The sequence below is a fragment of the Streptomyces inhibens genome (genome assembly GCF_022221585.1).
Taxonomy (GTDB): Bacteria; Actinomycetota; Actinomycetes; order Streptomycetales; family Streptomycetaceae; genus Streptomyces; species Streptomyces inhibens.
The window spans coordinates 5,542,673-5,552,768 of record NZ_CP084681.1; the positions used below are offsets into that span (position 1 = coordinate 5,542,673).

Sequence of the window (10,096 nt, forward strand, 5' to 3'; positions counted from 1 at the left end):
CCTCAACTGTGAAGTGGATCCTCAGCACTTTGTCCCCCGTGGTCATGGCTGATGTCGTTCGATACCGAGTAGTCGCTGAGCAGCCGGCCGCCGTGCAAGGTCTCCCCGTACGAGAACACGTGGCCGCTACCTACTTCCAACGGTGCGAGCGCCCCGAAATCATCCCCCAGTCCGTCAAAGAACGTGAGATCACCCGATCCGGTCCAGATCGGGGAGAATTCCACATCGCTTACCTCGGAGGCGACCAGCCGTGGTCGCGGCCCGCCGCCGGAGGGCACCCACTCCGGGAACACCAGGGTGTGCGCCAGGGGAACATCGTGCAGCGCCGGCGGCTGGTCCGTCGACCTGTCCACGGTGACCGAGGCCTCCACGACGCGTCGTCCGTGCACGGACAGCGCGCCGTCGAAACGACCGCCGGGCGCCAGCCGGGAGCCCGCCTTGCCGACCGTGACGGGCCGGCTCTGGTGAATCACGCCGAACTGCTTGGGCATCCCCTGCACCCAGCCGCGCATCATGGGCACGGCCTGGTCCACCCAGGCGTACGGGCAGCGCGCCATGGGACGGCCCTCGAACTCGCAGCTGAGCAGGATCAGGAACTCCCCGAACTGGCAGCGACCGGGGTCGGTCAGCTCCGCTCCGTCCTGCGAACACCACTGCCAGGTCGCGAACACCGCCGCCGCGGCGCCCGGGTCGGCACCCGGCTCCAGGCCCGGCGGCAGGAACCGTCGGGCCGCGTCCGGGTCGACGCGGTAGTCGACCATGACGACCTCGCCGGAGAAGTGCCACGGCGGTGGTGTGAGCATCGCCGACTCGCCCGTCGGCGAGAGCGGCAGGCTGTACCCGACGGGACCGGCGCTGCCTGGACCGGCCACCGTGTGCCGGCCGTTGGTCCCGGTGCTGGTCGTCACGATCTCACTCCGATCTCGAGGTCCGGCGTGCTGCCGGACCATGCGGTGGTCAGCCGCTTGGCGGCCTGCTCCAGTAACGCGGGCGGGTTGAAGCTGAAGGCCAGGCGCAAGCCGGCCCCCTGGGTTGTGCCGAAGCGCGATCCGGCGGCGATCCTGACGCCCGCCCGGGCGGCGCCGTCGAGCAGCTCACGCTCGTCGGCCCCGTCCCCGGCCCGCAGCCACAGGAAGAATCCGCCCTCCGGGGTGCGCAGCTCCACCCCGTCGTCCAGCATCGCGCGTAGAGCGCCCACGAGCGCGTCCCTACGAGCACGCAACTGCGCCCGGAACGCGTCGAGATGACGGTCGTACGCGCCGCTCGCGAGCAGGGTGCTCACGGCGAGCGAGGTGGTGTGGTTGAGCGAACCCCCGCTGACGAACAGGCCGTGCGTGGCCAGCCGGCCGGCCAGTTCCCGGTCGGCGAGCAGCCAGCCCAGCCGCAGTCCGGGGCCGAGGGTCTTGGAGAAGCTGCACAGCCGCACCACCCGCCGGTAGCCGGCCAGGGCGGCCAGCGAGGGCGGGGGAGTGCGGTCAGGGATCAGGGACAGTTCCGTGTAGGCGTCGTCCTCCACGATCAGCACATCGTGCCGGGCGGCCACTTCGAGCAGCAGGCGGCGGCGCGCCAGCGGCATCGTGTGGCCCGTGGGGTTGTGGTGGGTGGGGGTGAGGTAGACGAAAGCGGTTTTCGCGCCCGCTCGCGCGCCCTCGGTCAGGGCGCGGTCCAGCGCGTCGGGCAGCATCCCCGACCCGTCCATGGCGACCTGGCGGAGCCGCAGTGAGCAGTCCCGGAATATCCGCTGTCCCAGGTCGTAACAGAGCTCCTCCGTCAGCACTGTGTCGCCCGGGGCCGCGAGCGAGGTCGCCAGCAGATAGAGGGCCTGGGACGTGCCGGAGGTCAGCAGCACCTGGTCCGGGTCGCAGGGGAGGCCGTCCGCCGCGGCGGCGCGGGCGGCCAGCCGGTCGCGCAGCGGCTGCGCGCCCGGGTCGTGACCGTAGCCCAGCGCCGCGGCGCCGTACTCCGCCAGCGCTTGCTCGTACGCGCCCCGCAGCAGGCGTACGGGCAGGAGTGCCGGCTCGATGTAGCCGGGGCCCAGGTCGAGGACGCCGGCCGGGGCGACCTCCTGCACGACCCCGGGCCGCCACTGCCGCGTGTGCGACAGCGAGGGCACGGAGCCGTGCGGGAGTCCTCCTTCTGCGACAGGCGTCATCAACGCTGTTTCAGCACGTGGCGCAGGGCGCGCACGGACTGGGCGAGCGGGTCCGTGGACCGGGCCAGCGCGAGCCGCAGGGTGTGGTCACCCTCGGACGGGTTGGCCCAGTGGAACGGGCGGCACGGGAGCGCGTAGACGTTGTGCTCCCGCAGCTTCGCCCAGACCTGCGTGCCCGTCAGGTCATCGATGGCGACCCGCTCGACGCTGGCCCGGCTGTCGGGGTCGGGGACCGTGACGCCCGGCAGACCGGCGAGTTCCGCGCGCACCATGGCACGGTTGGCGGCGATGAAGCGGTGCAGATCCTCCAGACCGCCGGCCGCGGCGTCCTCGGAGAAGCGGCGGACCATCGCGAGGATCAGCGGGGAGACACCGAGCAGGATGTCGGAGTAGATCTTCTCGACCGGCAGCGCGAGGTTCTCGGAGTGGACGAGCATGCCGACCTTGAGGTCGAGGGTCGGCCACAGCTTGCCGGTGTCCTCGATCACCACCCAGCGCACACCACTGGCGTTGAGCACCTCGTAGTGGTCGTAGTGGGCGCGGGTGTCGAAGCCGCGGAAGGACGTGTCCAGCGCGAGGATGACGCCGTGCTCGGCGCACTGCTCGGCCAGCCGGGTCAGCCGCTCCCGGGAGACGACCTTGCCGGTGGGGTTGTTGGGCGTGGTGAGGAAGACACAGCCCACCGACTTCAGCAGGCTCACGTCGAGGTCGTCGCCGTGCAGCGGGTCCTCCGCCAGCGGCACCAGCTTCAGGCCGTTGCCGCGCAGCAGGTCGGCGATGTTGTCGAAGGTCGGGTGGACCAGGGCCACCGACTCGATCGTCTCGGACAGCGAGCGGGAGAGGATCTCCATCGCGACCGAGGAGGAGTAGCAGCTCAGCACCCGGCCGGGGGCCGAGGGGTAGCTGTGCTGGCCGAGGGCGGTGAAGAAGGCGTGGTGCGCCTCGCGTTCGAGCTCTTCGACGGGCCGCTTCTCGCCCTCGGCGAAGAGCAGCGGCAGATCGTCGACGATCTTGCTTTGGCCCGGCGTGAGCGCCTGCCGGGCGTGGCCGTCAGCGATGTTGAACTCGCTGTTCAGAGCCAGGAACTCCAGTTGGGTGAGGTTTCCGGTGTCACCTTCGGAATCCCCCAAAGCGGCTTTTACTTGCTGCGTTCCGGACACAGGTACCTCGCAGAGACGTAAAGGGTTCCCCAGATGCGGGAGGGCATGGGCACACAGCGGCCGACCGCCATGACGGCGGTCCCCGTCGGTGCCGTGTGTTGAGCGGCGCGATCTGGCGCAGGCGCCGGTGGTTCGGCCGGTGCCTGCGCTAACTGATCGGCGGCAGCCGGTCAGTAGATGACGCGGGTGGTGGCGGCGAGCCTGGCCTCGCGCGACTTGCGCAGGTCCCGGGCGATGTTGAGCCGCCGCAGCCAGCGGTCCGTACCGTCGAAGCGGGCACGGAACGGCTTACGTCCGTGGACGACGCGGTAGTTGTCGATGAAAACGATGTCACCGGGGCTGAGCACGACACCGGACATGGCGTCGTCGATCGCGGCGCCGATGGTCTCCAGCGCCCGCTGCTCGGTCTCGCCCTGGACGCCCTGCATGTAGTGCGGGTCGATCCGCAGATACGGGTCGTCGCGGTCCCCGAAGAGCACGGCCACCGGGTCGGGCGACTCCAGGGCCGAGGCCACCCGCTGCCGGCTGCGCTCACGCAGCGCACTCTCGCGTGCGCTCTCGTCCCCCGGGGCCTTGCCGTGGATGCGGTGCGCGTCGTCCGGCAGGATCCGGAAGCGCTCCTGCGAGAGGGTCTCCCGGGTCTCGTCGTCGATCTCGACATCGGCGATATCGCAGGCGGTGGTCTCGACGCCGTCCGGATTGCGCAGACACATCAGTCCGAGATAGTCCGTGCGCAGCGGATGGAAGGCGTCCTCGGTGTGCCAGGTGAGCGTCTCCTCGCTGCCCCAGCCGATCTGTTCGTGCTCGAAGCCCTGGACGGGGTAGACGTCATGCATGATGAAGCCGTCCTGCTGGGTGGCCCAGCCGATGGGGTCGCCCAGCAGATTGGCTATGAGGTAGAAGGCGATGTCCTGGCGCAGTGACGTGGACGGCACCGGCTTGTGCCGGCGGTCGGCCGGGGTCGCCCCGAGCGCCGAGTCGTCCACGGGCAGGCCGGTGACGACCAGGATGCCGGACTTCTCGGTGCTGCGGTATTCGTGCAGCGCTCGTCGCACGCGACGTGGCAACTCGTCCGCGTAGAGGCGGCTCTCGGCCTGGAACTCCGTGGACTCCACGGAGTCGTATCGCCGGCTGAGTTCGTCAGCCACAGCGTCGATCGCGGCGACGTCGTCATCCTGCAGGTGGAGCGTCAGCACGTACACGTCCCTCCAGATAGGGCACCTGATTGATCGAATCCGGTGCCGAACGCCTGATCAGTGGAGATCTTGCCGTCTTTCGACAGCCCGTTCCATAACCTTTACTTCCTAGCTAAATTGCCCCGTCCTTCGCATAGAACCCACTGGTTACTTCAGCCACTGGAGCCGGCTTGCGTCGGGACCAGCGGCGCATCGCCTGCTTCTCCACTCCGTTGTGCAGCAGCCAGGCCAGCAGCAGGGACACCGCGAAGGCGGCGGCGATCAGGGCGATTCCCTCGGGCACGCCCCAGGTGTGGCCCACCAGCTCGCCCTCCTCCTCGGTGTGGCCGAGCAGCAGATGGCCGTACTTCAGGACGAGGTTGTGCAGCAGGTAGAAGGCGAAGGAGAGTTCGCCGAACCAGACCATGACCTTGCTGCCGAACAGGGTGCCCCGGCCCTCGGAGTCCGCCACCGCGGCCGCCGCCGTCAGCAGCGCGACCGGCAGCACCGTCACCGCACTCAGCCGGTAGAGGTACGGGACCTGCTGGGCGAAGTAGTACGCGATCACCACGAGGACGGCGGCGGGCAGCACCCGCAGGCGTATCCACTTGCCGGACAGCACGATCCGCGCCATCAGCATGCCGAGCACACACTCCAGCAGCCGGAAGAGCGGGAAGAAGTAGGTGAACCAGTACTGGCTGACGGACACCCCGCCGAGCGGCATCTCGGGGGTGCTCGGGAGCGCGGCGAGCGCGATGGCCGGTACCACGGCCACACCGATGACGGAGCCACCGACCCAGTACCAGAGCCGATTCGGCTTGATCTTGTTCACCAGCGTGAGCAGCACCGGGAAGAGCGCGTAGAACACCACATCCACCGCGAGCGACCAGCTCACGCTGTTGCCGGTGTCGGTGAACGCCGGGTCGGGCACCCAGGACTGGACGAGGAAGAGCTGGGTGACCGAGGGCAGTACGCCGACACTCAGCCCCACCGCAGCGATCAGCCCGAGGGCGAGCGCATAGGTCACGACGTGGTTGGGGAAGACCCGGAAGAAGCGCCGGCGCCAGAACTTGCGCGCGGTGTCGGTGGGCCGGTACGACCACGTGATCACAAAGCCGCTGAGCACGAAGAAGAACGAGACGGCCATATAGCCGGTGCTCCCCATCGCGTCGAGGAAGCCCCAGCTCACCTTCGCGTCGCTGAAGACGCCCTCGAACGCCGCATGGGTGAGGAAGACCGGCAGCATCGCCACGAACCGCAAACCGGTCAGGGATCTCAGGTTCGGGTTGGATTGTCTTGTCTGCATGCGGACCTCTCGCCAGATGCGCGACAGGCGGTGCGGCTCGGTGCGCCGCAACGGCGGCCGCACCACTGTCGGCTGATGGATGATCCGGGCGTGGTCGCCGGCACCGGACATCCACGGCGCGCGCGGACTTCTGGCAGCGGTCAGCCTTACTCCCCCGTTGCGCCGGAGTTTGGCCGAGATCTTTCGCGCACTCCACACGTTTCACTTCGCAGCTAAGTTGCCGGCACCTTTGCCGGCGGCTGCTGGGTGACGCGGCGCCTGGACCGGGACCAACGGCGCATCACCGGCTTCTCCACCCCGTTGTGCAGCAGCCACGCGAGTCCCAGGGACACCACGAACGACAGGACGATCACCGCGATGCCGCCAGGCGTGTCCCAGGTACGGGGCAGCACCTCGCCCTGGGCGTTCTTCGGGCTGATCAGGATGTGCCCGTACGCCAGGAGCGCCTGGTGCACGAGGTAGAAGGCGAAGGAGAGTTCACCGAGCCGGACCATGACCTTGCCGCCGAGCGGGGTCCCCCGGCCCTCGGCGTCGGCCACCGCCACGGAGGCGGTGAGCAGCACGATCGGCACGATCAGCACCGCGCTGAGCCGGTAGAGGAAGGGGAGTTGCTGTGCGACGACATACCCCACGACCACCAGGGCCGAGGCGGGCAGCACCCGCAGGCCTATCCACTTGCCGGACAGCACGATCCGCGCCATCAGCATGCCCAGCACGCACTCCACGGTTCGGGAGAGCGGGAAGAAGTAGGTGAACCAGTACTGGCTGCGGGAGACATCGCCCACCGACATGGCCGGGGTGTCCGGGAGCAGGGTCAGCGCCACTGTGGGGATGGCGATCACCATGAGCACGGCAGCACCGGCCCAGTACCACAAACGGGTTGGCTTGATCTTGTTCACCAGCACGAGCAGCACCGGGAAGAGCCCGTAGAACACCACATCGACCCCGAGGGACCAGGTCACCGTGTTGCCGGTGTCGATGAACAGCGGGTCGGGCACCCATGCGTGCACCAGGAACATCTGGGAGATCAGGGCGGGGGCGTCGAAGGCGGCGCCCGCCGCGAGCATCAGAGCCAGCGCGAACACATAGGCCACGAGATGGTTGGGGAAGACCCGGAAGGCGCGTCGGCGCCAGAACGTGCGGGTGGTGTCGCGGGAGCGGTAGGACCAGGTGATCACAAAGCCGCTCAGCACGAAGAAGAACGAGACCGCGGCATAGCCGGTGTTCCCCATCGCGTCGAGGAAGCCCCAGCTCACGTCCGCGTCGCTGAAGACGCCCTCGAACGCGGCATGGGTGAGGAAGACGGGTAATAAGCCCAGGAACCGTAATCCGGTCAGGGACCTCAGATTCGGCTGCGACTGCGACTGCGACTGCGACGGCGGCTGCGGCTTTTGCCGTGGCTGGGACTGTGCCTGGCTCGGTGTGTGGGGGGTCTGCATACGGGACCTTTCGCCGACCGCGCGGCACACCGCCGGACAGGCACCAGCCCCCGCACCGAGGACGCGCGGAAATCTCCAGTTGATACACGAGCATCGTCGGATTCGTCCGGGCGTTCCATGTCCTTGACTGTGGAGTTAAGTTGGCCGGTCACGGGCCGTGTCGCAGCAGGTCAGGGCTGCCGGTCCGCGATGTCGGGAAACCGCCGCAGCGTGGGGCTCGCGGTGGCCGCGACAGCGACCAGGACCAGGCAGCCGGCGCAGATGAGTACGGGGGTCACGCCCCCGCCGGCCGCCCCCGTCAGCGCACCGCCGAGCGCGGGCCCCAGGACACCGGCGCCCCCCGAGCAGAACCCGGCGACGCCGCTCATCCGGCCCCGCAGCTCGTCCGGGGTGACGGTCAACTGGTAGGTCAGCACGGTGGTGTTGGCGAGCGGGGCGAAGAGCGCCATCAGGCCGAGCAGCGCTCCCTGGGGCAGACCGGTGGGCACCACCGCCATCAGGGCGGCGCCCAGGGCGGCGGTCCAGGTGAAGCCGAGGAGGATCACCGGTGGCCGGGCGGCGGCGTGCATCCGGGCCGCGAAGAGCCCGCCGAGCAGTCCGCCGGCGCCGAAGCAGGCCATCGTCAGACCCAGCTCACCGGCGCCGACCTTGTCCTCGCCCGAGAGCGCGAGCAGCACGATCAGCAGCGAGCTGAAGACCAGGTTCGTGATCATCATCCAGGCCATCGTGGTGCGGATCACCGGCTGCCCCAGCACCCAGCGGAAGCCGGCAGCGAAGTCCTGGGCGGCGCCCCCGGGCCGCGGCGCAGTGTCGTCGTTCGCGTCGTCCCGTCCGTCGTGGTCCGGCCTGTCGTGGTCCGCTCCGGCGCTGTCGGGCCCGTCGCCGGTCCGGACCACGGCGGACCGCCCCCGGGGCAGCCGCAGAAAGCACAGCGCCACGGACGACAGCGCGAACATCACCGCATTGGTCGCGAACGGCCCGAGCGGCAGGGCGCTGAAGAGGAAACCGGCGACGCCCGGCCCCACGAGGGTGGCGATGTAGGGGCGCGCCGCGTTTCTGGCCACCGCCGTGGAGAGCTGGTCGGGCGGCACCACCTGGGGCAGCGCGGCATGTTCCGCGGGGTCGAAGACCGAGCCGAGGAAGCCCTCCAGCACCACGACCAGCAGCACATGCCAGAACGCGTACCGGTCCAGCAGCAGCGCGCCGGCCAGGCTCACCATGCCCAGCACCCGTAGCACCTGGCAGCCCAGCATCAGCCGGCGGCGGTCCCAGCGGTCCGCGATCACCCCGGCCGGCACCACCGAGATCATGTGCGCGGCCGCCATCGCGGAGGAGGCCAGGCCCAGCTGGAGCGGTGAGCCGTGCCGGGCGAGGATCAGCAGCGGCACGGCTACCGCGGCCATCTCCATGGCGAGTTCGGACATCAGCTGGCTGGACCACAGGATGTTGTAGTCGCGGTTGCGGGACAGCGGGACGGCCGCGCTGCCGCGTGCCGTCTCCGCGTCCGTGGGGGCCGTGGTCATCCCGGGGGCCGTCCCTGTCTCAGCGTCGGGGGGCGAGTCGCCCGGTGATCTGGAGGTAGCCGATCCGCCCGGTGGCGGGATCGGTCACGAAGCGGCCCGGGGACCGGGCACCGCTGCCCAGCTCCCGCATGGTGAAGCGCAGATCGGGGGAGCACAGCAGCTCCGAGTGCGGCGCCCCGCCGAAGCTCAGCAGCAGCCCGCCGTCGGCGCCGGGCTGCACCACGAACTCGGTGTCGCCGTTGGTGTAGCGGCCCGGACAGTCGTCCGGGACCGGCGGCGGGGTGGTGGGCGGCTCGGGCGCCGGGCGGTCGCCGACCGCCAGACCCATGGCCCGCAGCCGGGGCACCAGGGCGTCCCACAGCTGGGCGCCGGTGTTGGCGTTGGCGGTCAGCGCGACCGCGGAGCCGTTGGCCGGGTCGAAGCGCAGATGACAGGAGGTGCCGTCGCCGGTGCCGTTGTGGCCGTAGACGTCCGCCGCACCGTCGTCGAACCTCGCCCAGCCCAGGCCCCAGCCGTCGGCCATGCCGTACGGGCCGATGGCGATCGAGGCCAGCTGGTCGAAGCACATGTCGTCGGCGGTCGCCCGGTCCAGCGGCTGAGGGTCCGGGCAGCCGGCGAAGTACAGCCGGGCGAAGCCGACCAGGTCCTCGGCGCTCAGCGCCAGCGCCCCGTTGGGCATCTCGACCTCGGGAAGATCCTGGTCCGGTATCGGCACCACCCGGTCGCGGACCGCCTGGACGGCGTGCCCGGTGGCCACCGGACGGGTGGCGGGGGCTCCGACGACGAACGCGGGCCGGGTGCCCAGGGGTTCGAGCAGGATCGCGCTGATCGCCTCCTGCCAGCTCATGCCGGTGACCGCCTCGATGAGCCGGCCCACGACGACATAGCCGATGTTGGAGTACGAGAAGACCGTCCCGGGCGCATGCGTGAGATCCGCCGTACGGCAGTACCGGGCCACCCAGCGGGCACGGTCGCCGCCGCCGGCCTCGTCGCTGCCCTCCGGCACATCGGAGGGCAGGCCCGAGGTGTGGCTGAGCAACTGCCGGAGGGTGACGAGTTCGCCCGCCCCGAACTCCGGCAGCTGCCCCCTCAGCGGCTCGTCCAGGTCCACGTCCCCGTCGGCCACCAGGATCATCGCGAGGGCGGCGGTGAACGGCTTGGTCAGCGAGCCGACGGGGAAGGCGGTGTGCCGCTCCACGGGGGCTCCGGAGGCGGTGTCACACACTCCGGTGTGCACCAGGAACCGTTCCCCCTCGTGGATGACGGCGAGCTGCGCGCCGGGCACCCGATGGCGGGCCGCCAGTTCGGTCAGGGTGCTGTGCAGGCTTTCGTGGTCCATGG

At 70.0% G+C, this 10,096-nt stretch carries 8 protein-coding genes; all 8 read right to left on the bottom strand.

Annotated features, from left to right (window positions below):
* Positions 1-2 precede the first annotated feature (2 nt).
* Positions 3-908 carry an enduracididine biosynthesis enzyme MppR gene (gene mppR, locus KI385_RS25305; protein WP_238574417.1) on the bottom strand — a complete coding sequence of 302 codons (906 nt, stop codon included), beginning with the start codon at positions 906-908 and terminating at the stop codon, positions 3-5.
* On the bottom strand, positions 905-2,152 hold the full coding sequence (gene mppQ, locus KI385_RS25310) for an enduracididine biosynthesis enzyme MppQ (RefSeq protein ID WP_238574418.1): 1,248 nt from the start codon (positions 2,150-2,152) through the stop codon (positions 905-907). Before mppQ ends, mppR begins: the two co-directional genes overlap by 4 nt.
* Complete coding sequence (mppP, locus tag KI385_RS25315; RefSeq protein ID WP_238574419.1) at positions 2,152-3,282, bottom strand: enduracididine biosynthesis enzyme MppP; 1,131 nt, start codon at positions 3,280-3,282, stop codon at positions 2,152-2,154. Before mppP ends, mppQ begins: the two co-directional genes overlap by 1 nt.
* 200 nt (positions 3,283-3,482) lie before the next feature.
* Complete coding sequence (gntD, locus tag KI385_RS25320; protein WP_238574420.1) at positions 3,483-4,508, bottom strand: guanitoxin biosynthesis L-enduracididine beta-hydroxylase GntD; 1,026 nt, start codon at positions 4,506-4,508, stop codon at positions 3,483-3,485.
* Positions 4,509-4,620: 112 nt separating this feature from the next.
* Positions 4,621-5,793 (bottom strand): acyltransferase family protein, encoded by a 1,173-nt coding sequence (locus KI385_RS25325; RefSeq protein ID WP_238574421.1) that lies wholly within the window; start codon positions 5,791-5,793, stop codon positions 4,621-4,623.
* A 212-nt stretch (positions 5,794-6,005) separates the two neighbouring features.
* Positions 6,006-7,232: an acyltransferase family protein gene (locus KI385_RS25330; protein ID WP_238574422.1), complete on the bottom strand. Its 1,227-nt coding sequence runs from the start codon at positions 7,230-7,232 to the stop codon at positions 6,006-6,008.
* A gap of 170 nt (positions 7,233-7,402) precedes the next feature.
* Entirely contained in the window at positions 7,403-8,755 is a 1,353-nt protein-coding gene (locus tag KI385_RS25335) for an MFS transporter (protein ID WP_238574423.1), read from the bottom strand.
* Between the two features lie 19 nt (positions 8,756-8,774).
* Positions 8,775-10,094: a serine hydrolase domain-containing protein gene (locus tag KI385_RS25340; RefSeq protein WP_238574424.1), complete on the bottom strand. Its 1,320-nt coding sequence runs from the start codon at positions 10,092-10,094 to the stop codon at positions 8,775-8,777.
* Between the last annotated feature and the right edge of the window lie 2 nt (positions 10,095-10,096).